Source organism: Nocardia sp. CS682 (assembly GCF_004634405.1).
Taxonomy (GTDB): Bacteria; Actinomycetota; Actinomycetes; order Mycobacteriales; family Mycobacteriaceae; genus Nocardia; species Nocardia ninae.
The window spans coordinates 409,539-430,583 of record NZ_CP029710.1; the positions used below are offsets into that span (position 1 = coordinate 409,539).

21 protein-coding genes and 1 riboswitch are annotated in these 21,045 nt (G+C 67.2%); of the genes, 14 read left to right on the top strand and 7 right to left on the bottom strand.

Annotation, left to right across the window (positions count from 1 at the left end; all coding sequences use genetic code 11):
• Positions 1-44: 44 nt before the first annotated feature.
• Positions 45-1,964 (bottom strand): Xaa-Pro dipeptidyl-peptidase, encoded by a 1,920-nt coding sequence (locus DMB37_RS01915; RefSeq protein ID WP_206055156.1) that lies wholly within the window; start codon positions 1,962-1,964, stop codon positions 45-47.
• Positions 1,965-2,080: 116 nt separating this feature from the next.
• Positions 2,081-3,040 (bottom strand): M64 family metallopeptidase, encoded by a 960-nt coding sequence (locus DMB37_RS01920; RefSeq protein ID WP_135231156.1) that lies wholly within the window; start codon positions 3,038-3,040, stop codon positions 2,081-2,083.
• 219 nt (positions 3,041-3,259) lie between these two features.
• Between DMB37_RS01920 and mgrA the strand changes: the two genes are divergently transcribed.
• The 7 genes from mgrA (at position 3,260) to DMB37_RS01955 (ending at position 9,955) form a co-directional block, all read left to right on the top strand.
• Complete coding sequence (gene mgrA / locus DMB37_RS01925; protein WP_135231157.1) at positions 3,260-4,303, top strand: L-glyceraldehyde 3-phosphate reductase; 1,044 nt, start codon at positions 3,260-3,262, stop codon at positions 4,301-4,303.
• Between the two features lie 70 nt (positions 4,304-4,373).
• Positions 4,374-4,976 carry a hypothetical protein gene (locus DMB37_RS01930; RefSeq protein ID WP_135231158.1) on the top strand — a complete coding sequence of 201 codons (603 nt, stop codon included), beginning with the start codon at positions 4,374-4,376 and terminating at the stop codon, positions 4,974-4,976.
• Positions 4,977-5,085: 109 nt separating this feature from the next.
• A riboswitch (SAM riboswitch) is annotated at positions 5,086-5,204 on the top strand.
• A 116-nt stretch (positions 5,205-5,320) separates the two neighbouring features.
• Positions 5,321-6,127 (top strand): 2OG-Fe(II) oxygenase, encoded by an 807-nt coding sequence (locus DMB37_RS01935; RefSeq protein WP_167768680.1) that lies wholly within the window; start codon positions 5,321-5,323, stop codon positions 6,125-6,127.
• A complete protein-coding gene (locus DMB37_RS01940) occupies positions 6,127-6,849 on the top strand; it encodes a tRNA-dependent cyclodipeptide synthase (RefSeq protein ID WP_135231159.1) in 723 nt (240 codons plus the stop codon). The genes DMB37_RS01935 and DMB37_RS01940 overlap by 1 nt, the downstream gene beginning before the upstream one ends.
• Positions 6,846-7,610 carry an MFS transporter gene (locus DMB37_RS41160; protein WP_167768681.1) on the top strand — a complete coding sequence of 255 codons (765 nt, stop codon included), beginning with the start codon at positions 6,846-6,848 and terminating at the stop codon, positions 7,608-7,610. The genes DMB37_RS01940 and DMB37_RS41160 overlap by 4 nt, the downstream gene beginning before the upstream one ends.
• Complete coding sequence (locus DMB37_RS01950) at positions 7,508-8,254, top strand: MFS transporter (RefSeq protein WP_240772472.1); 747 nt, start codon at positions 7,508-7,510, stop codon at positions 8,252-8,254. The genes DMB37_RS41160 and DMB37_RS01950 overlap by 103 nt, the downstream gene beginning before the upstream one ends.
• A gap of 144 nt (positions 8,255-8,398) precedes the next feature.
• On the top strand, positions 8,399-9,955 hold the full coding sequence (locus DMB37_RS01955; RefSeq protein ID WP_135231162.1) for a sugar porter family MFS transporter: 1,557 nt from the start codon (positions 8,399-8,401) through the stop codon (positions 9,953-9,955).
• 91 nt (positions 9,956-10,046) lie between these two features.
• On the opposite strand, the gene DMB37_RS01960 is transcribed toward DMB37_RS01955, so the two are convergent.
• Genes DMB37_RS01960 through DMB37_RS01970 form a run of 3 tightly spaced genes read right to left on the bottom strand, consistent with a single transcriptional unit; the run spans position 10,047 to position 13,092 of the window.
• Positions 10,047-11,465 (bottom strand): MFS transporter, encoded by a 1,419-nt coding sequence (locus DMB37_RS01960; RefSeq protein ID WP_240772203.1) that lies wholly within the window; start codon positions 11,463-11,465, stop codon positions 10,047-10,049.
• Entirely contained in the window at positions 11,462-11,665 is a 204-nt protein-coding gene (locus DMB37_RS01965) for a hypothetical protein (RefSeq protein WP_135231163.1), read from the bottom strand. Before DMB37_RS01965 ends, DMB37_RS01960 begins: the two co-directional genes overlap by 4 nt.
• Positions 11,662-13,092: an amidase gene (locus DMB37_RS01970; protein WP_135231164.1), complete on the bottom strand. Its 1,431-nt coding sequence runs from the start codon at positions 13,090-13,092 to the stop codon at positions 11,662-11,664. Before DMB37_RS01970 ends, DMB37_RS01965 begins: the two co-directional genes overlap by 4 nt.
• Positions 13,093-13,166: 74 nt before the next feature.
• Between DMB37_RS01970 and DMB37_RS01975 the strand changes: the two genes are divergently transcribed.
• Both DMB37_RS01975 and DMB37_RS01980 read left to right on the top strand, forming a co-directional pair.
• The gene (locus tag DMB37_RS01975) at positions 13,167-13,562 is read left to right on the top strand and encodes a MerR family transcriptional regulator (protein WP_135231165.1); all 396 of its coding nucleotides are present in this window, start codon (positions 13,167-13,169) and stop codon (positions 13,560-13,562) included.
• 152 nt (positions 13,563-13,714) lie between these two features.
• Positions 13,715-14,275: an EF-hand domain-containing protein gene (locus tag DMB37_RS01980; RefSeq protein WP_135231166.1), complete on the top strand. Its 561-nt coding sequence runs from the start codon at positions 13,715-13,717 to the stop codon at positions 14,273-14,275.
• A gap of 76 nt (positions 14,276-14,351) precedes the next feature.
• On the opposite strand, the gene DMB37_RS01985 is transcribed toward DMB37_RS01980, so the two are convergent.
• Together DMB37_RS01985 and DMB37_RS01990 are read right to left on the bottom strand one after the other, a co-directional pair.
• On the bottom strand, positions 14,352-14,612 hold the full coding sequence (locus tag DMB37_RS01985) for an acyl carrier protein (RefSeq protein WP_135231167.1): 261 nt from the start codon (positions 14,610-14,612) through the stop codon (positions 14,352-14,354).
• A gap of 19 nt (positions 14,613-14,631) precedes the next feature.
• Positions 14,632-15,864 carry an acyl-CoA dehydrogenase family protein gene (locus DMB37_RS01990; RefSeq protein WP_135231168.1) on the bottom strand — a complete coding sequence of 411 codons (1,233 nt, stop codon included), beginning with the start codon at positions 15,862-15,864 and terminating at the stop codon, positions 14,632-14,634.
• Between the two features lie 151 nt (positions 15,865-16,015).
• Between DMB37_RS01990 and DMB37_RS01995 the strand changes: the two genes are divergently transcribed.
• From DMB37_RS01995 to DMB37_RS02015, 5 genes are all read left to right on the top strand, one after another.
• Entirely contained in the window at positions 16,016-17,794 is a 1,779-nt protein-coding gene (locus DMB37_RS01995) for an AMP-binding protein (protein WP_167768682.1), read from the top strand.
• Positions 17,791-18,315 (top strand): isoprenylcysteine carboxylmethyltransferase family protein, encoded by a 525-nt coding sequence (locus DMB37_RS02000; RefSeq protein ID WP_135231170.1) that lies wholly within the window; start codon positions 17,791-17,793, stop codon positions 18,313-18,315. Before DMB37_RS01995 ends, DMB37_RS02000 begins: the two co-directional genes overlap by 4 nt.
• 5 nt (positions 18,316-18,320) lie before the next feature.
• Positions 18,321-19,298, top strand: coding sequence for a 3-oxoacyl-ACP synthase III family protein (locus DMB37_RS02005; RefSeq protein ID WP_167768683.1), 978 nt, complete (start codon positions 18,321-18,323; stop codon positions 19,296-19,298).
• Positions 19,298-20,437: an NAD(P)/FAD-dependent oxidoreductase gene (locus tag DMB37_RS02010; RefSeq protein ID WP_135231172.1), complete on the top strand. Its 1,140-nt coding sequence runs from the start codon at positions 19,298-19,300 to the stop codon at positions 20,435-20,437. Before DMB37_RS02005 ends, DMB37_RS02010 begins: the two co-directional genes overlap by 1 nt.
• A 90-nt stretch (positions 20,438-20,527) precedes the next feature.
• Positions 20,528-21,040, top strand: coding sequence for an isoprenylcysteine carboxylmethyltransferase family protein (locus tag DMB37_RS02015; RefSeq protein WP_135231173.1), 513 nt, complete (start codon positions 20,528-20,530; stop codon positions 21,038-21,040).
• Positions 21,041-21,045: the final 5 nt, after the last annotated feature.

A 21,045-nucleotide genomic window follows, 5' to 3' on the forward strand; every position in this document is an offset into this window, starting at 1 on the left:
CGGTCACGCCCAATGGCTTTCGGGCGTGACCGGATCTCGGGGTGTCAGCCGATCGCGGCCTTGAGGGCGGCCTGCCCGCCGACCACCGGGAACGAGACCTTGGTTTCGGCCAGGTTCATCCCGAAGCCGGGCCCCGGCTTGGGCCGCAGGGTGTACTCGTTGTCACTGGACAACACCACCACACCCAGCTTGTGTCCGCGCGCGAGCACGTAGTCGTGCGGTTGCATGGACAGGTTGATCGCATACTCCTTACCCGGGGTGATCGGGCTGGTCTTATCGATCGAGTCCCGGTTCTGCGGGTCCACCCAACCCCTCGTGACAATCTTCGAACTGCCGTCGGGAGCGCGATCCACCAGCAGCGCAGTGACATTGGCCGCCGGACGCTGGAAGGACAGCCGGAGGGCGACGTCGACCGTGCCGCTGATCCGCAGCGGAGCCGTGGTGGGCTTGGAGAAGTACGCCAACCGGTTCGGCGAGCTCGGTGCCGCGACCAGGGTCGAGGCCGGCTTCGTCGCGTCATCGTCGAGCGACTCGGTGACCCGCCCCGGTCCGGATGTCGCGAGTCCGCCGGTATTGCGGCCGCCGGGTTGGAACACCGCGGTCGCGGCCGAGGTGGCCGGTGCGGGCCATTCCGGCTCGTTCACCCAGGACTTGTCCTCGCGCTGGATCGTGGCCTTGGGCTCGCGGTCGATGCCGTTGTCCCGGCCGAGCAGGTACTTGCTGAACCAGCGGTTCACGGTGCGCAACCACTCGTCCCGGCGCAGGCTGATCGGGTCGGTGTGGCCGGACTGGTGCAGCCAGATCTTGTGCGGCACACCGGCTTTCTTCAGCGCGTCGTACCACTGCGCGACGTGCTTGGTCTTGACGTTGAAGTCGTTGAGACCGTGCACGGCCAGCACCGCGGCCCGCACCTTGCCGACATCGTTGAGGTAGTTGCGCTCGTTCCAGAAGCCGATGTAATCACCGGTGACCCGGTCCTGGTCCTTTTCGAGCTTGTCGATCACCGGTGTGCAGATCTTCCGATCGGCCCTGGTGTAGACGTACTTGGCCAGCACGTCGGCGTCCTCGCCCTGGTAGGTGCCGGGAGCGACCACCGCGCCCGCCGCGCGATAGTAGTCGTACCAGTTGCTGATCGCGGCGATGGGCACGATCGCTTCCAACCCGGGCACGCCGGTGGCGGCGACGGCGTTGGGCAGTGTCCCGTTGTAGGACACACCCATCATGCCGACCTTGCCGCTGGCCCAATTGGCCACTACGGCTTTACCTTGCGCGTCGCGCGCCTTCGCCCGGCCGTTGAGCCAGTCGATCGGGGCCCGCGCGCCGATGGTCTCGTTGCGCGCGCCCGAGGTCGGGCAGCCGGTGGAGGTGCCGGTGCCGAGCGACTCGCCGTACATCACCGCGTAGCCGCGAGCCAGGAAGAATTCCTCGTACTGCCAGGTGATCTGGCCGTTGGCGACGGTGATGCCCGCCACCCGCAGGTCCTCGGCCACCCGCGCGCGCAACTCGCCGGGCGCAGGAGCCATGCGCCGCGCGTCCGCGCCGTCCGGCACGTAGAGCTCGACATCGACATTGTGGTTGGCGACGTCGTTACCACCGGAGAAGTACGGGCTCGCCTGGTACACCACCGGCAGCTTGCCGGTGGCGCCGGCCGGACGGACGACCTGGACGTGCACCTCGTCGTCCTTGCCGTCCCGGTCGCTGTCCACGGGGGCACGCACCCACAGGTCCTGCCGGACCGGCGCCTTCGGGTCGAACGTCGGCTGCGCCTCGCCGCCGCTGACATCCGGGCCGTTCGTCGGTTCGGCCAGCGCGGGCGCGCCGGACAGGAGCAGTGCCGCGGCCACGACCAACAGGGCCAGCCGCGGTAACCGTCGCAGGGTCAGCACGGTCCACCCGAGGGCCGCGACCACGCGGGTGCGCGGCCCGCCCCGGTCACGTCGGTGCTGATGTTGTCTGGATGCCATTGCGTTCTCCTTCACAACTCATCACGAGGTGCTCCCGTGCGAGACTCGAAATACCTGCTGGCTCAGGGGAATTACCTCGGGTGCCCGGCCGGGGCGGCCGGGCATCCGGTGATGAATCAGTGCTGGGTCGGCGGGGCCTTCCGCTCGATCGCGGCCTTCATCGCGTCCAGCCCGATCAGGTTGAATTCACGACCGAGCGAGCGCATCAACGAGTTCTGCGTCGGCCGGTACACCCCGCGCTTGTGGTAGACCGCGCCCTCGTAGGTGCCGACCACGCCACCGTCCGGCGACTGCTTGCCGAGGTACTCGTACCACTTGGCCTTGTTCTGCTGCATCTGCGCGCTGGTGTAGGTGGAGGCGTTCACCTCGCGCGGCTCGCGCCCGGTGTAGCGGTCGTTCGGGTAGTCGTACTCGTCGGCCAGCCCGGCCACCGAGTGCCCGAGCTCGTGCACCACGATCTGCCCCGACTGCGCGTTGCCGCCGGACGACGTCGCCACCTTGCCGCCTGCCCCGCCGTACTTGGTGGTGTTGGCCAGCGCGACCACCTGGTCGACCTCGGGCGCCAACCGGGCGTACTGCAAGGCCTTGGTCTCGTTCACACACAGCAGCCGCTCGGTGCCGCCGCACCAGAACGTCATGTCCAGGGCGGTGTTCCGCATGGTGCCGCGTGGATCGTTGTCGACGCCGGACTGCTGAGACACCACGTTGACCGCCCAGACGTTGAACGAGTTCTTGTAGCTCTTGAACGGTTCGACCTGGGCGATCTCGTTCCACCGGTTGACGGCGTGCTGCTTGTAGATGTCCAGCTGGCTCGAGGTGTACCCGTCGCCGACGAACACCAGATCGAACCGCTGACTGGACGGCCCGGTCTGCTGGATCGTCACCACGTCGGCCTGCACCGCCGAGCGCGGCGCCGGGGCTTCCGGGCGGACCGGCAGGACCACGCGAGCGATGGTGCCGTCCGGGGAGAACACTTCTCGTTCTTCGGTGGGGGCGGCCGATCCGGTCGCGACCGACATCGCGACGATGATCAACGCGCCGAGCATGATTGCGAACATGCGTCGTAACAAGGGCATGGCAAAGCTCCTCGAGTGGTTCGCGATTTCGACCCGGACGGCGCGGGCCGCGCTTCGGTCTGTCGAATTCCTCATCAAGGAACCACATTTGGTCCGGCAACTCGACTGAGGAATAACTGGGGAATGGATTCGCGGATTGCCGATCCGCCGGGCTCGGGTCGGCACCGCACACCGGTCAGGCAGTATGGGACCGTCCGTGCAGCTGATGAGGAGATCTCGATGGCATATGTTCCCGAACCGGCCAGGTACGACGGCGCGATGCGTTATCGCCGGTCAGGACGCTCGGGCCTGGATCTGCCACTGCTCTCGCTCGGCTTCTGGCACAACTTCGGGGACGACCGCCCCTACCTCGCCCAGCGCGAAATCGCATTGCGCGCCTTCGATCTGGGCATCACGCATTTCGACCTGGCGAACAATTACGGGCCACCGTACGGCGCGGCGGAGATCAACGCCGGACGCATTCTGCGCGAGGATCTCGCACCGTACCGCGACGAACTCGTCATCTCCAGCAAAGCGGGCTGGGATATGTGGCCCGGTCCGTACGGGCAGGGCGGCGGGTCGCGCAAGTATCTGCTCGCCTCACTCGATCAGTCGCTGACCCGGCTCGGGCTCGACTATGTCGACATCTTCTATTCGCACCGGTTCGACCCGACGACTCCGCTGGCGGAGACCGCGGCGGCGCTGAATACCGCTGTCCGTCAGGGGAAAGCGCTCTACGTAGGAATTTCTTCGTATACCGCACAGGATTCGGTCACCATCGCCACCATGCTGCGGGAACTCGGCACTCCCCTGCTTATCCATCAGCCGTCGTACTCGATGCTCAACCGGTGGATAGAGACCGAGGGTCTGCTCGACGCGGCCGGTACGGAAGGGTTCGGCGTCATCGGCTTCACCGCGCTCGCACAGGGGCTGCTCACCTCGAAGTACCTCGACGGCATTCCACCGGAATCTCGTGCTGCCCAAGGTAAGTCGTTTCAGAACGAATTACTCACCCCGGCGATGATCGATCGGTTGCGCAAGCTCGCCGCGGTCGCCGACCGGCGCGGGCAGACGCTGGCGCAACTGGCGCTGTCCTGGGCGCTGCGCGACGACCGGGTCACCTCACTGGTGATCGGTGCGTCCACCACCGATCAGCTCGAGCAGAACGTCGCCGCCCTCGACAATCTCGAATTCAGCGCCGACGAGCTCGCCGAAATCGACGCGCTGCTCGATGATGACGGCGAAGTCGATCTGTGGCGATCGGCGCGCCGAGGGACTCTCTGAACGGTATTGCCGCGCCCTCGAGCGGGGGAACGTGCTGTTTTCGATCGACCCGCCGGGGAATTCCGAGCGGGTGAGGATTTATGCCGATCGGGCTCCCGTCGCCGCCCGTCAATTGGTCACGGATCTGCTGGTAGTGGCCTGGGTATACGCCTCGGTCATGGCTGCGCTGTGGGTGCACGACCTGGTGCAGAAGCTCGGCGTGCCCGGCCAGAAGCTGGAAGGTGCGGGCGGCGGCATGGCCGACAGCCTCGGTGACATCGGCCGCAAGGTCGGCCGGGTACCGATGGTGGGCGACGATCTCACCTCCCCGTTCGAGCGCGCGGCCGCGGCGGCGCGGTCGATGGCGGAGGCAGGCAGCGACCAGCAGGCCCTGGTCAACGATCTCGCCATGGCCCTCGCCATCGGATTACTGATCGTCCCGCTCGGGCTGGTGCTGTTCCTCTGGCTTCCGTTGCGGGTGCGCTGGATGCGCAGGGCCGCAACAGCAGCCCGCCTGCGCGCCGTCCCCGGCGGACGCGATCTGCTCGCCCTGCGCGCCCTCGCCAATCAGCCGCTGCGCAAACTGAACCGGATCGACCCGGATGTGGTCGACGCCTGGCGGCGCGGCGACGACGACACAGTGCGCCGACTGGCCGCACTCGAACTGCGCGGCCTCGGCCTGCTAGGGGGTTGACCTGGTGCGACGTCCCGCACCGCCGGGTTGAATTCCTTCCATCCGGATTCATAACTCAGCGCGATTCTAAAGCGTGACAACGCTTCTGACGGGCGGCACGCTTACCTCAGGTCAAGAGTGCCAGCGTCAAGTCCCCGGCTAGCTGGCCGGCAACCCTCCAACCGCGGCGGGGTGCCCCGGGTCAAGACCAGGCCGAGCCGCGTAATGCGGTCCGGGCAAGCGCGGGCTCCGTCGGTGTGTTGGAGCCCCTCGAGAGACGGGGGTCGACTCATGTCCGAAACGCCCTCCCTTCTCCTGCCCGGGCCTGTGCCCGGTCCATCGAGCGACAACCAGAGGGGAACGACATGACCACGGCCACGCCAACTCTCGGAGACCGCGTGCTGGACACCACCAGGCAGGGATTCGACCACGAATCACTGACCGCACTGCTGAACGGCGACGTGCACGCGGTGCGGCTCGCCGGCTTCGTCCGGCCGGACGCGCTCGACCACCTGCGTAAGGCCTTCGTCGGCAGGCAGGACCACGGCCCGCTCGCCACCGACCCGCAGTTCCGGCGGATCGGGCACGCGTTCTCGGAGACGAGCACCGACGCCGGGCGCGGACGGTACTTCGACGAGGCGCGCGACAATATCGATCGGCTGCGCGATATCGCCTCGCCGTATTCGTATCCCGCGGACGACCTGCGGCTACTGCTCGACGAGATCTGGCCGGCCGGCGCGAGTTTGCTGCGGCGCAATGGGCAGGCCTTCTTCGCCGGTGTTGCGCGCTACCAGCTGGCGGGGGTGGATCTGGAGCCGCACACCGACAATGTGGGCCGCAACCTGCCGTCGGACTTCGATATTCGGATCACTCGGCAACTGTCGGTGAATGTCTATTTGGACGTGCCGGAGCGGGGCGGCGAATTACAGATCTGGGACGACTATCCCGATGAGCGCGAGTATCGCGACCGATCCGGCGACCGCGTATACGGCATCGACCGTGCCGCGGTCGGCGATCCGGCGCTGGTCATCACGCCGCGCGTGGGCGATGCGATCTTCATCGATCCGCGCCGGGTGCACGCGGTCGCGCCTTCCCAGGACCGCCCCCGCATCACCATCGGCCTCTTCATCGGAGTCACCGATCCCGCCGCGTCGCTGAAGGTGTGGAGCTGATGACCACGACTACGCTGCTCTCGGCGTCGCACAAGGCCGCCTACGACCTACGCTCGGACGGCATCACCACAGACGGCCGCTCCACCGTTCTGCTGGTCAGCGTCGGCGCGGACTATCACGAGGGTGAAAAGCTCGCCGCGACCATCGATTTGATCAATCGCTCGAACTTCGGGCGCTGCGCGATCGCCGTCGCGGACACCTTGCAGCGGCACAACCTCAGCGGCGGCACCGATAGAGACCGGCACGCTCGTGCGCGCATCGCCGGCGACCAATGGATCGCCCGTAACCAAAGCTATCTGGACCAGATCGACTGCCCGACAAACATTCTGCGCTGGGACTTCGCGCTGTCCCATCCCCGGTACGGCGATCTCTACGACGCCATCGAGCACGCCTACGAGACCGACGAGCCGTATCGGCATGCCATCGACAGCACCATCGACCGATTCATCGAGCGGCGGCTGGCGCGCGAACCCGACGTCGACCAGGACGCGGTCCGGACCTCCTGCCGCGCATATCTTTTGGAGGAATGCCCGATCATCATGCCGCTGTGGGCGCACGAGGGTTTCGACTTCGTCATCTACCCGCAGCGCATCTCCGCCGCGATGGGGCGCACGCGGGAACTGTTCGTCGAACCCGAGCATCCGGATCGCGTCGCCTGGCTCCCTTTGCGATTCAAGAAGCGCAAGTCGGCGCTGAACGCCGCGGCGGAGGCACAGCTGTGACGCTCGAGATCCCGGCCAAGCGGCGGGTCATCGGGTTCGGCGGGCTGGCGGTGGCGTCGTTCCTCGGGTGCATCGACCTCACCATCGTCACCACCGCGCTGCCCGCCATCGGGGCCGACTTGCAGGCCGGTACGTCGAATACCGAACTGACCCTCGGTGTTTTCCTGATGGCGCTGTCCATGTTCATGGTCACGGCGGGGCGCGTCGCCGATCACCTCGGACGCCGAAAGGTGTTGCTGTTCGGGCTCGCCCTGTTCGTGGTCGCGTCGGCGGGGGCGGCGGCTGCCTCGTCGATCGGCATCCTGCTCGTCGCGCGCTTCGTGCAGGGTGCGGCGTGTGCCGTGCTCTACACCAGTACCTCGACGCTGGTGGAATCGCTTTTTCCGCCGGGGGATCGAGGCAAGGCCATCGGCTGGCTGTACTCGGTGAACGGCCTGGGGTTGGCCATCGGTCCGGTGCTCGGCGGTCTGCTGGTGCCCAGTCTGGGCTGGCAGTCGATCTTCTGGATCAACATTCCGCTCGGCCTCGCGGCCCTGGTCGCAATTGCCTTCGCCGTCCCCGGGTACCGCCGGACACCACCGGCGGTACGGACTGGGCCGGACAGGTCGTTGTCGCATTCGCCGTCGTGTCGGCCGTCGGCATCTTCGTCCTGGGTGACCTGCGGGGATGGCTTTCCCCCTGGGTCCTCATCGCTGCGGTTGTCCTGGTGGTCTCGGTCGCGGTGGGGATCGTCGCGGAGCGGCGGGCGGCGAATCCGTTGATCGACCCGGCACTGTTCGGCAATCGGAGATTCGTCGCCGCGATCGTCTCGGATTTCTCGCTCGGGCTGTTCTATGCCGCTGCGCTGCTGGTGATTCCGACGTATCTCACCCAGGGACGCGACTTCGACGTGCGCCAAGCGGGGTTCGTGCTGCTGCTCGTCAGTGGCACGCTCGCGCTCGCCTCGCCGGTCGCGGGGCGGTTCGTTGATCGGTTCGGCGCACATTCGTTGCTGCCGTGGGGGTTCGGGTTGTTGACCTTCGCGGGAGCGGGCATCGCCTGGTCCGCCTTCGGCAATCTACTGGCGGTCCTGTTCGTCGCTCTGGTGCTATTCGGCGCGGGGTGGGCCTTGGTGCTGGGACCCGCGACCGTGCTGGCCATTTCGACGGTGCCGCCGAATCGATCCGGTTTCGCTGTCGGTGCTTCGTGGACGTTCCACAACCTCGGCGGGGCTATCGGGGCGGCGGTGGCGACCGTCGTCTTCGGGCAGATCGGTGTCTCGACCGGCGACGCGACGGGACGGGTGGCTTCGATCATCGCGATAACCAGCCTGATCGCCGCGGTCCTGGTGGTGGTCCTCACTGCCGGGCGGGCCGAGAAGACGGTGGCGGCCGACCAGCCGGTGCCCGTCGAGGCGGCCACGTAGTTTCGATGCGGCAGTTCTCGCCGACGTGCGAGAACTGCCGCAATACTCCGAAACTACGCAATACGCCAAACGTGAAAGTAATTCTGTTCACAAATAAGACCGCTAAGTTTGCGCCGGTCGACCGCGCACGGTCGACTGGGGCGTATGCCCAGCGAGCGTTCGACAATAAGCAGACGCAGGAATTTCATTCCTCGCCTGCGCCGCCGCAACCTCGATGGCTACGAGATGGTTATTTCCGCGCCCGAGAAAGCGACGCGGGACGAAAAACAGAACGCCAATCGTAATGTTCTGATCGTGGCGCTGTTCGCCGCCCTCGGCGGCATGCTCTACGGCTACGACACCGGGATCATCTCCGGCGCGCTGCCCAAAATGTCCGCGCAGTGGGGTATCGACCACACCCAGCAGGAGATTCTCACCGCCGCCATTCTCGCCGGTGCCGTCGTCGGCGCCCTCATCGGCGGGTCCCTGTCCAAGTCGCTGGGCCGACGGAAAACCATCTTCATCATCGCCTGCGTGTTCGCCGTGGGGGTCGTGGCCTGTGCGCTGGCGGTAGACGCGTGGATGATGACTATCTGCCGGTTCTTCCTCGGCCTCGCGGTCGGTGCCTGCTCACAGATCGTGCCGACCTACATCGCCGAACTCGCCCCGCCGCACCGCCGCGGCGCGATGGTCACCTTCTTCAACCTCGCCATCGGTGTCGGCATCTTCCTCGCCAACCTGGTCAGCGTTGCCGCGGGCGGCACCTTCGAGGCCAGCGACGACTGGCGGTGGATGATCGGCATCGCGGTCATCCCCGCGATCGTGCTGGCCGTCGCGATGCTGCAACTGCCGGAGACGCCGCGCTGGCTCATCGAGAACGGCACCGTCGGCAAGGCGAGGGTCGTGCTGCGCTGGATGCGCCCGAACCGGTCCGCCGCCGTCGACGAAACCCTGAAGATCTGGGCGATCTCCCAGCAGGAGAACAAGGAATCCCGCGGCGGGTGGGCAAACCTGACCCAGAAGTGGGCCCGCCCCGCCCTCGTCGCAGGACTCGGCATCGCCGCCTTCACCCAGCTCTCCGGGCTGGAGATGATGATCTACTACTCGCACACAATCCTCGGCAGCGCAGCAGGTTTCAGCAGCGGACTCGTCGTCTGGTCCGGCCTCGGCATCGCCGCCGTCTACCTGATCTTCACCGCCGTCGGCGAACGCCTCGTCGACGTCGTCGGCCGCCGCCAACTCATGCTCACCCTCATCCCCGGCGCCACCCTGTTCCTGTTCGGCTTCGGACTCCTCTTCGTCCTCACCGCCCACCCCAACCGCTACCTCACCCTCGCTCTCATGCTGGCCTACATGGCGTGCAACGCCGCAGGCCTGCAAGCCGTCGGCTGGCTACTCGGCTCTGAGCTCTACCCCCTCAGCATCCGCGACCGCGCCACCAGCCTGCACGCCGTAGCCCTCTGGGGTTCCAACCTCTTCCTCACCCTCACCGCCCTGACCACCATCGACACCCTGGGCCTCGGCCCCGCCTTCATCATGTACGCCCTCTTCAACCTCCTGTCCTTGATATTCGTCTTCTTCTTCGTCCCCGAAACCAAGGGTCACTCCCTGGAAGACATCGAACAATCCCTCCGCCAAGGAACCTTCCTCCCCCTCCGCGGAAACATCGCCACCCAAGTAGACCTCCCCACCTCCACCCCCACCGCCCCGGTGCACCCGTAGCCTCGATCGCCGAAATACTCCGCTGGACATACGATCACGAGGAACTGGTGCAGTTGGCCTCTCGACCGATGCTGGCCTCAATTCCTCCTGATCATCCGACCAAGGTGTCCGTCCCCTCACCGGGCCGCCTCCGCGGCATGGTGAACATTGCGACCAGGGAGGCGGCGGCTAGGCAGGCGGCGCTGGCGGCGAAACTTGCTGCGTAGCCGGCGGCCAGGGCTATGGCGCTCAGGGCCGCTAGGCCTACTGCGCCGCTGGTCTGGCGGACGGTGTTGAGGACGCCGGCGGCTAGTCCGCTGCGGTCGGGGGGCACGTTGTCGGTGGCGGCGATGGTGAGGGGGGTGAAGGCGGCGGCGGTGCCGTAGCCGAGGATGGTGCCGGATAGTAGGACTGTCCAGGGGTAGGGGGCGTCGAGTGCGATGCAGGCGGCGGTGCAGGCTAGGCCTGCGGCGCCGATGGTGCAGCACAGAATGGTGGCGTTGCGTGATCCGAGGCGGACGGTGAGCCAGCCTGCTGAGCGTGATCCGGTGACCATTGCCGCGCCGACGGGTAGGTAGCCAACTCCGGCCAGCAAAGGTGAATAGCCTTGCACGTCTTGGAGATACAGGGACAGGAGTACTGGGCTGGCGAGGAAGCCCGCACCCAGCAGGAACATTACGGCGTTCGCGCTACGGACGGCGCGGAGACCGAAGATGGCGGGTGGCAGGATCGGGTCTGGGGCCCAGTACGTTTGGTGGGCGGCGAAAAGGCAGAGCAGGGCGAATCCGGCCAGTAGCGGGCCGAGCACTGTGCGGTCGGTCCAGCCGGCCGCTGCCGTGCGCATGATGGCCAGCACCACTGCGGTGATGCCAGCGGTGACAAGCAGCGCGCCGATCACGTCCAATCGCGATCGGGTGGCTCCCGAAAGTTGCCGGGGCAGTATGAGAATCGCGCCGATCATCCCGACCACGCCTAGTGGGGCGAGAACGAAGAACACCCAGCGCCACCCCGCCATCTGGGTGAGCAGTCCACCGATCACCGGTCCACTCGCGGCCCCTGCGGCACCGACCGCGCTCCACAGCGCCAGCGCGCGGGCGCGGGCCGCCGGCTCCACGAATGTGGTGGTCAGCATGGACAAGGTCACCGGCATCAACAGCGCGCCGCCTACCCCTTGCACTGCTCGCGCGGCCAACAGGAACACAGGCGACCCGGCGAGCCCGACGGCCACGCGCGCCACCGTGAAGATCCCCATTCCGACGAGCATGATCCGGCGGCGTCCGAACACATCTGCGCAGCGTCCGCCGAACAGCAGGCATCCCGCGAACGCGAGGGTGTAGGCGTTGACCGCCCACGGCAGCGCGGCGGGTGAGAACCCGAGGTCGGCGCGCAGGTCGGGCAGGGTGACCGACACGATCGTGGCGTCGATGATGACGGAGAACGATCCGATACAGGCCAACGCCAGGACCCATCGTTGTGGCGCCCATCGCCGACGGTCACGAATCTGACGTTCCGCCGTCACGTTCGCGCTCACCGGTCCCACTCCGCTGTCCGCGCCTGCGCGTAAAACCGCAGTGCGGGGTCGACGTATCGCGCAGCAGACACGACATACAACGCATCGGTGGCAGCGCGATACTCCGGGTACGTTGCTGCGAGACCTGCCATCTCGGCCGCACTGGCCGGTAGTCCGGCCGCACCCAGCAGCACCCGAACAGTGTCCAACGGCTCACTCATGCCGCCACCGTCCGATAGGTCGGCGGCAGTTGCCGGTGCCATGCGGTCCGCCACTGGAACGCCTCCCCGACCCGCAAAATCATCGCCTCACCGAACGCGGGACCGGCGATCTGCAACGACAACGGCAGGTGACCCGCACCGAACCCCATCGGCACCGCAAGCACTGGGTTGCCGAGACCATTCCAGTACGGCGTGTGCACCTTCCCGAACAGCCGAGCGTCGTCCTGAAAGCCCGCCGCATCGACCAATTCGTCGAACAGCGGCGCACCGACAGCCGCCGTCGGACCGGCCACCACATCGACCCGATCGAACAGTTCAGCGATCGCCGCCTGTGCCACCCGCCGAACCCGTTGCGCCTGAACGTAATCGGCGCCCGACACCAGCGCCCCCTTGGCGAGCAATCCCCGAGAGGCCACGAAATAGTCATCCCATCGCCGCGACAACACCGCACGGTGATACGCGAGCCCTTCGCAGGTAGCACTCACCACCGTCGCCACAATGACCTCCGCCCGATACGGCAGCACCACCTCCTCGACCTCAGCACCGCACGCCACGAGAACATCGACAGCGCAATCGAATACACCGGCCAACTCGGGATCGGCACCGGCCGGGAAGTGCTCGCGACGCACTATTCCGACGCGCAATCCGGTCAAATCGGCATCCACAGCTCCGAACTCACCGATCGACAGCTCAGGCACGCCCGCAGAATCAGGATCGCTCGGATGCGGACCGGCGATGACCGCCAGCAACGCGGCGCAGTCCGCCGCGGTCCGAGCCAGCGGGCCGACCCGATCCAAGCTGTAACCCAGTGGCACACAACCAGATTTCGGCACCCGACCGAAGCTCGGCATCAACCCGGTGACCCCACAGAACGCCGCGGGCATCCGAATACTGCCCGCCGTATCCGAGCCGAGCCCGCCGAGGAACAGCCCCGCCGCGATCCCACCGGCCGTTCCGGAACTGGACCCACCTGCCCAGCGGCTCGGATCCCACGGATTGCGCGGCAGCGGAGACGGCTCCGTGGAATTCGGTACGCCACAACCGAACTCCATCGTCGTCGTCTTGCCGGTGATGATCGCCCCGGCCTGCCGCAATCTGGCGACCGCCGGCGCATCCCGGCCCGCCGCCCACGCACGATCGTGCACCACACTCTGTGCTGTCGTGTCCCCATCGGCCACCGCGATGGTGTCCTTCACCGCGACGGGTATGCCGTGCAGCACGCCGCGGCAGACACCACGCGCCCGCTCCTCGTCCGCACGCCGGGCCTGCCGCCTGGCTTGCTCGTCGAACCGGGAAAGGTAGACACCCAGTTCACTGTCGTCCCGATCGGCCCGCGCGATCGCGGACTCGACCAGCGCGACACTGCTCGTCTCCCCCGCACGTAGCGCGAGAGCAGCTTCAGTAATGGAAAACGGCTCGTCCGACAATTCTCACCCTCCGAGTTGATCAGCAACTTAGGCTTACCTTGCCTGTTCAACCGGGGTTGAGGTCAACTAGCGGAATGCCGCAATTGACGCCCATCGCCACCGTCGTAGACCACTTCGACATCCCCCTGTCCACGCTGCACTACTGGGAGCGCCGCGGACTGCTCACCGCACACCGCCGCGGCGGCCGCCGCTGCTACGACCGGGACCAGCTCTACCGCATCGCGTTGATCAAGCAATGGCAGACCACCGGCCTGCTCAGCCTCGATGAGATCGCCACCTTGCTCGCCGCCCGCTCCACCACCGGCGATTGGCGCGCCACCGTCCACGCGCACATGTCCGCCATCGACACCCGCATGCACGAACTCGAAACCGCACGGCGGTACCTGCATTGGCTGCTCACCTGCCCGCACGACGGCGAACTGGAGCGCTGCCCGAACTACCGATCGTCGGTGGCTCTCCCGGCGGACTGACCGCTGCCGCGGAAGCTGCTGGCGCGGCAGCATTGTGGTAGTTATCAGGATTCGTGGCGCGGCGCGACAGCGATCAGCGGAGAATTCCGGTGGTGGCCGACCGACTACCGTGCCGATGACGTCACGACCGGATGCGAATGGATGGGCAGGTCATGGAGATCAGTGAGTTCTTGGCGCGCAAGCTGGCGCGCCGATTCGAGACGTTCGATTTCGACGGGGACGGCCGGATCGAGCGCAGCGACTTCGAGAACTCGGCACGCGCGTTGGCCGCGGAGTTCGGCCACGAACCGGATTCGCCTGCCGCACAAGAGTTGCTACGACTGAGCCTGCAACTGTGGGGGCGCCTGGCCTCGGCCGGCGATGTGAACATCGACGGCTCGGTCGATCTCGCCGAGTACAAGGACGCTTTCGCCGAAGGCCTGCTGGTGACCGAGGAATCCTTCGAGCAGGGCTATCGACCGTTCCTCGCGGCGATCATGACGATCGCCGACGTGGACGGCGACGGCAAACTGAACGCCGAGGAGTACGTCCGCTGGACAGGGGCGCTCATGCACCTGCCTGCCGACGATGCCCGCGACAATCACCGCAGGCTCGACACCGACGGCGACGGCTTCGTCACCACCGACGATCTGCTCCAGGCCATCCACGACTACTACTTCGGCGAGAACCCGGAAGGTGTCGGCAGCTGGCTGCTCGGCAAACTGCCCGGCTGACACCACATTTCGCCGAAACGTCACACAGGCGTCAGTCGCAATCCCTTGCCTGACAAGGGATTGCGATGCACCGCTGTTACGAGTGCGCGGGCGTGTCCATCTCGGTGGAGATCAATGCGATGAGATCGTCCACGGTCTGCACATCGGGCAGCTCCATGTTCTCGAACAGCACGATGTCGAGTTCCTCCTCCACCTTGGAGAACAGCTCCAGCAGCGACACCGAGTTCACATCGAGGTCGTCGCGCAGCGACTCGGTGCCGGTCAGCTTGCGCGGCACGCGGGTGACGGAGGTGTAGGCGTTCTCCAGCACGTCGAGGATCTTTGTCCGGTCAGCCATGATTTGCTCACTTCCTGGGTTAGGTCGAGATGTGGACGAGGCGGTCGTAGGAGTCGTTGTCCGGGGTGAGGCCGACGGCGCGGATGGACCACATCATCTCGTCGGTGCCCGCGCCGATGCGGCCGAGCCGCACGTCGCGCCACAGCCGGCCCATCGGGGTCTCTTCGGGTAGATAGCCCGCACCGCCGAAGATGTGCATGCACTCGCTGACCACCTGCTCCGCGGTCTGTGCCGCGGTCACCTTCAGCCCGGCCACCTGATGCGCGCCGGGTCCGCCGGGGCGTCCGTAGCCCGCGGCGGTGGCCAGCGCGGCGGCGCGCAGGATCTCGATCCGGGCGGCCAGATCGGCGAGCCGGTATTCGATGACCTGATGCTTGCGCAGTCGAGCACCGAACTGGCTGCGCCGATCCGCGTGCGCCACCGCGAGTCCGAGCGCCAGCTCGCAGGTGCCGATCAGCTGGGCCGCCGCGCCGAGCCGCTCCATGGTCAATCCGTAGTTGATCACGGCCAGGCCCAGCCCGGGTCGCCCGAGCATCGCTTCTTCCGGAATGTCCGCTGACACAGCGACGCGCACCGTGTCGAGGCTGTGCGTGCCGACCTTCGCGTGACTGTGCTCGACGTGCAGGCCGTCCCGTGGCACCGCCGCGACACCGAGCCGAGCCACCTGTTTGCCGTTGTCGCGGTGCACCCGGCACAGCACCAGGCAGAAATCCGCGACGCTGCCGAGCGAGACGAACTTCTTGCGCCCCTCGATATGCCAGCCTGCGGCGGTGCGCTGGGCGATCGTGCCGACCCGCTCCAGATCCGATCCGCCGGTCGCCTCGCTCGCCCCGATACAGCCGACCAGCTCGCCGCGCATCGCCTGATCGCGCAGCTGCCGCAGATAGTCGTTGCCGCCGAAGCGGACCAGCATGGACAGCACTGTCTCCAGGTGCAGGCTGATACCGACGGCGAGCCCGCCCGCGCCCGCGCGCCCGAGTTCGTTGGCCAGCACGACCGAGCGTCCGGTGTCGCCGCCGCCGTGCCAGCGCTCGGCGAACAACCCGGTCGCGCCGAGCTCGCGGATCACCTCGGCCGGAAACCGTCCCGCGGCTTCGGCGCTGTCGAGATGCGGCAGCACCAGCCGATCGATCCGATCACGAACGGTGGCGCGGAACTCGTCGACATGCGGACCGTAGAGTCCCGCGTCGAGCAGTGCGCCGCCGTCGGTCTGCGGGTCGATGGGGGACGCGAGACTTACCTGCGTCGTCACGAGAGGCAACCCCTTCCTGTACCGGATGAGCGATCCTCATCAGCGATGCCGACGAGTCTGGCAGTCGCCGCGACCGCCGGCCTATGCCCAGAGATCGCTAGCGAATTCGTGTCATGGTCCGGGCCGTTGACCGGTCGGTAGAACAATCCTCGTGTCCCCCAACAGTTCCCGGCTCGTCGACTGGATCAGCGAGCCCAGGCATGACCGCGGCGTCCGCTTCGCCGACGACACCGACGGCTGGCGGTTCGTCTCCTACGCCGAACTCGCCGAGCTCTGTCTGCGCGGCGCCGAGCAGATCGCGGCGGCGGGCGCACGGCCCGGTGGCCGGGTCTGCGTGGTGATGAACACCTCCGAGACCGGCATCGCCGCGTTCTGCGCGACCCTGCTCATCGGCGCGACGGTGGCCCCGGTCGCGCCGCCGACGCACACCGTAAGTGGTGACTACGCAGGCTATCTCGGCCGCATCCTCGCGACGGCCCGCCCCGATGTGGTGGTCGCCGAGCAGCGGTTCCACGTGGGCGTCAAAGCAGCGCTGGCAGCGGCCGAGCTCGACGCCCCCGTGCTCGCGATCGACGGCAGCGCACCGGTGCCCGGCCATATTCCTCCCGTCCGCGCCGAATACGCCTTGCTACAGTTCACCTCCGGCAGCACCCGCGCACCCCGCGGTGTCCTGTTGACCGGCGCGAATGTCGAAGCCCAGCAACGATTGATCACCTCGTGGCTCGATGTCAGCGGCGAACTGACCGCCGCGTCCTGGCTGCCGCTACACCACGACATGGGTCTGGTCGGGCTGCTGCTACCCGCCCTGGTGCATCAGTTCGATCTGCGGCTGCTGCAACCGGTCCAATTCATCGCGCGGCCGCTGCGCTGGCTCGAATGCTTCGGCCGGGACGGCGTGTGGAGCACCGCGACACCGAACTTCGGACTGGATTGGATCCTGCGCAAGGTCGCCCCGGATGACTTGCAGGGCATGGACTTCACCACGTGGCGGCACCTGATCATCGGCGCCGAACGGGTCGAGTTCGATGTGCTGCGCCGATTCGCCGCGCTGCTGGCTCCGCACGGATTCGATTCGCGCACACTGCTGCCCGCCTACGGCCTCGCCGAGGCGGCACTTGCGGTGACCGGCTCCGGCACCGACGAAATACCGTCGGCGATCGCGGTCGACCCGACCACTCTGCAGCTCGGCGCCGCGGTCCGGGTGCTCGGCACCGCGACACTCGGCGAGGCGGACGACCCGGCCCCGGTCGCCGAATCCGACGCCACGCGGACGTGGTTGACCAGCTGCGGGTCACCACTGCACTCCGCGCAGGTGCGGATTCTCGGCCAGGACGGCACACCGGTCGGCGACAGCGTGCTCGGCGAGGTGGCGATCAGCGGGCCGTCGGTGACCAGGGCCGTCCTGGACGAGCATCGCGAGACCGCGCCGTTCCACGACGACTGGTATCACACCGGTGACGCCGGATTCGTCTGCGGCACCGACCTTTACCTGGTCGGCCGGATGGGCGACAGCATGAAGGTGCACGGCAGAACGCTGTTTGCCGAGGACATCGAGTCCGCCGTCACCGCGGCGGCGGGTGCGCCGAAGAACCGGGTGACCGTGCTGCTCGGCACCGATCGTGGCGCGCCCACCGTCGCGCTGCTGTGTGAACGGCTGAAACTGCCACCCGAACAGGTCCTTCGCGTGGTGCGCAAACTCGCGGGTGATCAGGTGGTGCTGCGCGTGCTCCAGGTGGAGCAGGGCACCATCGCCCGGACCACCAGCGGCAAGCCGCGACGCAGGCATCTGTGGCGGCAGCTGACCGCCGGTGAGCTCGCGGACAGCATCACCGCCGAGCTGGGCGACCGTGCGGAAGGCGCGACCGCCGTCCTGGCCGACCGCACCACCGCCGAGGCCGGCGACCGGGCGGAAAGCGCGACTGTCGAATGACGACGACGGCCCTGCTGATCAAGGCGCACCTCTACGGCGTCGCCATGCTCGTGCCGGCGCTCGTACTGCTGCCCTGGCTCGTCATCCGCCTGGTCGGCGCTTACGCCTTCGAACCAGGCCCTATCGTGCGCTTCGGCGGGATCGCGCTGGCGACAGCGGGATTCGTGCTCGGTTACGCCTGCGTGCTCGTGTTCGCAATGCGCGGCGGCGGCACCGCCTGCCCCGCCTCACCACCGCGATATCTCGTCGTCGACGGGCCCTATCGCTACCTGCGCAACCCCATGGACGCCGGCACCATCGCGATGGTGTCCGGCCTCGGACTGGCCCTCGGCTCGTGGACCTATCTCGGCTACGCGGCGGTGCTCACCCTCGCTCTGCTGCTGTGGATCCGGCACGAGACGACGGCACTCGACTCCACCTTCGGTCCCGCCTACCGGCGTTACCGACAAACAACCGGGCGCTGGATTCCACGCCCGCAACGTCAGGAAGGGCGGTCACCATGGCCTCGAACATCACCGTAGCCGGCATGGGTCACTCCATCGGATCGGCGGTCAGCGACAACCAGGATGTCTCCAAATCACTTGGCCTGCCGGATGAATGGATGGTCGAGCGGACCGGCATCGTGGAGCGCCGCGTCTCCGCCGAGAACGAGAACGTGCTCACCCTGGCCACCGACGCGGTGACCAAGGCCTGCGCCGACGCCCAGCTCGCCTTCGACGACATCGGCACCGAGACCGTGCTGTTCCACATCCAGATGGGCCAAACCCATTTCGCACCGCCCGCGCCCATCGTGCTGGCAGCTCACTTGGGCCTCAACAAGATTCGCACACTCGGCATCGACGGCGTCTGCGCCGAACCGATCGCCGTCATGGAGATGGCGATGCTGATGTTGCAGGCGGGCCGGTGCGAACGCGCCATCGTGTCCACCTCGGTCGACTTCTTCGAGGTGATCAACAAGGCCGACCCGCAGACCGCCGGGCTGTTCGGCTCCGGCGCAGGCGCATTGGTGCTGTCGGCCAACGGCGGCCCGGTCGGCGGGTTCAAAGGCGTTGTCCGCGGCCTGCAGTGGGAGACGCACGCCAGGCACTGGCGCCTCGGCGTCGTCGACGTGCGTAACACCGTCCAGCACGACGACGGGGTGAGCATCGAGACCAGCTACTACGAGATGCAGGGTGAGCGCCTCGCCACCGTGGCGCTCGGGCTGCTGCCCGGCCTGCTCAATCGGGTGATGGCGGAAGCGGGTTGGAAGCCCGAGGACGTCGACCTGTTCCTGGCCCACCAGGCCAACGCCAAGCTGCTGGAGCTGAGCGCGCAGCGCTTCGGCTGGGACGTGCAGTCGGTGCCGCTGCCGGTGGTGCACTACGGCAACATGGGCCCGTCCAGCCTGCTGATCAATCTCTCGCTCGCCCGCGACGAGGGCAAGATCAAGCCGGGTACCCGGTTGATCCTGCTCGCCTTCGGACTCGGGTTCTCCTTCGGCGCCATGGCTGTCGAGGTGGTCTGATGCCGGCCGAGCCGGTGGTCGTCGTCGGCGGCGGCACCTCGGGGCTGGCGACGGCGGTCGCGCTCGCGGCGCGTGGGCGTCCGAGCATCGTGCTGGAGAGCCGTCGCAACTTCGATGAGATCGACCGGGGCGACATGGTGCATCACGACGGTATCTCGTTGCTGCGCGGCTGGGGTGTCGGCGCGGACATCGACCATGGTGATCCGTTGGGCCTGCGGCAATTCCGCATCATCGACGGCGACGGCAAGAAGCTGTTCGAGATGCAGATCGATACCCTGCTCGGCCCGCAGTACCGGTTCACCGCGATCCGGCACGCCGATATCGCCAGGGCGTTGCACGCGGCAGCGCTGCGCAGTGGGCTGGTGCAGATCGTGCCGAGCACCCGGGTCACCGATCTACTGGTGCACGACGGCCGGGTGCACGGCGTGGCCACCCAGTCCGGCGAGTACCGCGCCGCCCTCACGGTTGTCGCCAACGGTGGCCGATCCACCTTGCGGGACAAATACTTCGGCAAGCCCACGGTCTTCGAGTACGGCACCTCGCTGTTCAACGTGTGCGTCCCTGCGCTGCCCGAGTTCCGGGACTGCGCCTACTACGTGCTCGACGATCAAGGGTTCCTCGTACTGATCCCGTTGCCGCACAACCAACATCGGATCGGCATCCAGTTCTCGACGACCGCCCCGGCACGACCGAATCGCGCGAACTTCGTCGAGTGGGCCACCCGGATCTGCCGGGTGCTCGATCCGGATCAGCTCGAACTCCGCGAGGCGAGTATCTATCACATGCGCCGATCGATCGGGCAGAACTGGTGGATACCCGGCGCTGTCACGCTCGGCGACGCCGCACACGTGGTGCATCCGGCCGGCGGCCAGGGCATGAACCTCGGCTTCCAGGATGCCGAAGCACTCGCACTGTCGCTCGCCAACGCCGACGGGGCGGCGGCCATCGACAAAGCCTGCGCCCGATATGCCAAGCAGCGCCGTAAGGCACTGGCGCCGGTGTTCCGGCGCACCCATCTGATCGGCAGGGCCGGGAGCCAGCAGACCGCGCTCTCCGCCAATCGCCGCCTCATCGAAACTTTCGATCGCACAGCGCCGTTGAAGAAAGCCCTGTGCAAACGCTTCGCCAACGTCCGCTGACCGGCGGCACACCCGGAAAGGGTTCAACATGATGATCGGCGTTTTCGCGGGCGCGGCTGTCGCCCGCGCAGGAGCACCGGAGGACCGGCGATGACCGGGGCGGTGGTGAAGACCCACCTGCTCGGCGCGCTGGTGCTGCTCGCCGGGCTGGCCCTGGTGCCGTGGCTGGTGATCCTGCTGGTCGGACCGGCGACGTTCGATGGCGGCAGCTGGGTCCGCATCGGCGGATTCCTGGTCACCGCAGCGGGTTTCGCCCTCAACTACACCTGCGCGCTGAACTTGGCCGTGCGCGGCCACGGCACGCCGGTGCCGATCGATCCGCCGACCGTGTTCGTGGCCGAAGGTCCGTACCGTTACGTCCGCAATCCGATGTACATCGCGAATGCCTTGCTGGCGTTCGGCATCGGACTCGCCCTCCAGTCGTGGACGTATCTCGGCTATGCGGTGGTGCTCACTGCGGTGATGCACTTGTATGTGCTGCACGAGGAGCGGGAGCTGAAATCCCGTTTCGGACAGCCGTATCGAGACTACTGCGCGCAGGTCAACCGCTGGCTGCCCCGGCAGCCGGGCGCGCACCAGCGCGCGGGCACCGTCGCGGGTTAGGTGAA

Coding starts and splice junctions, on each gene's coding strand:
- DMB37_RS01915 (WP_206055156.1), bottom strand. CDS start 1,964: ATGGCATCCAGACAACATCAGCACCGACGTGACCGGGGCGGGCCGCGC.
- DMB37_RS01920 (WP_135231156.1), bottom strand. CDS start 3,040: ATGCCCTTGTTACGACGCATGTTCGCAATCATGCTCGGCGCGTTGATC.
- mgrA (WP_135231157.1), top strand. CDS start 3,260: ATGGCATATGTTCCCGAACCGGCCAGGTACGACGGCGCGATGCGTTAT.
- DMB37_RS01935 (WP_167768680.1), top strand. CDS start 5,321: ATGACCACGGCCACGCCAACTCTCGGAGACCGCGTGCTGGACACCACC.
- DMB37_RS01940 (WP_135231159.1), top strand. CDS start 6,127: ATGACCACGACTACGCTGCTCTCGGCGTCGCACAAGGCCGCCTACGAC.
- DMB37_RS01955 (WP_135231162.1), top strand. CDS start 8,399: ATGCCCAGCGAGCGTTCGACAATAAGCAGACGCAGGAATTTCATTCCT.
- DMB37_RS01965 (WP_135231163.1), bottom strand. CDS start 11,665: ATGAGTGAGCCGTTGGACACTGTTCGGGTGCTGCTGGGTGCGGCCGGA.
- DMB37_RS01975 (WP_135231165.1), top strand. CDS start 13,167: ATGCCGCAATTGACGCCCATCGCCACCGTCGTAGACCACTTCGACATC.
- DMB37_RS01980 (WP_135231166.1), top strand. CDS start 13,715: ATGGAGATCAGTGAGTTCTTGGCGCGCAAGCTGGCGCGCCGATTCGAG.
- DMB37_RS01985 (WP_135231167.1), bottom strand. CDS start 14,612: ATGGCTGACCGGACAAAGATCCTCGACGTGCTGGAGAACGCCTACACC.
- DMB37_RS02000 (WP_135231170.1), top strand. CDS start 17,791: ATGACGACGACGGCCCTGCTGATCAAGGCGCACCTCTACGGCGTCGCC.
- DMB37_RS02005 (WP_167768683.1), top strand. CDS start 18,321: ATGGGTCACTCCATCGGATCGGCGGTCAGCGACAACCAGGATGTCTCC.
- DMB37_RS02010 (WP_135231172.1), top strand. CDS start 19,298: ATGCCGGCCGAGCCGGTGGTCGTCGTCGGCGGCGGCACCTCGGGGCTG.
- DMB37_RS02015 (WP_135231173.1), top strand. CDS start 20,528: ATGACCGGGGCGGTGGTGAAGACCCACCTGCTCGGCGCGCTGGTGCTG.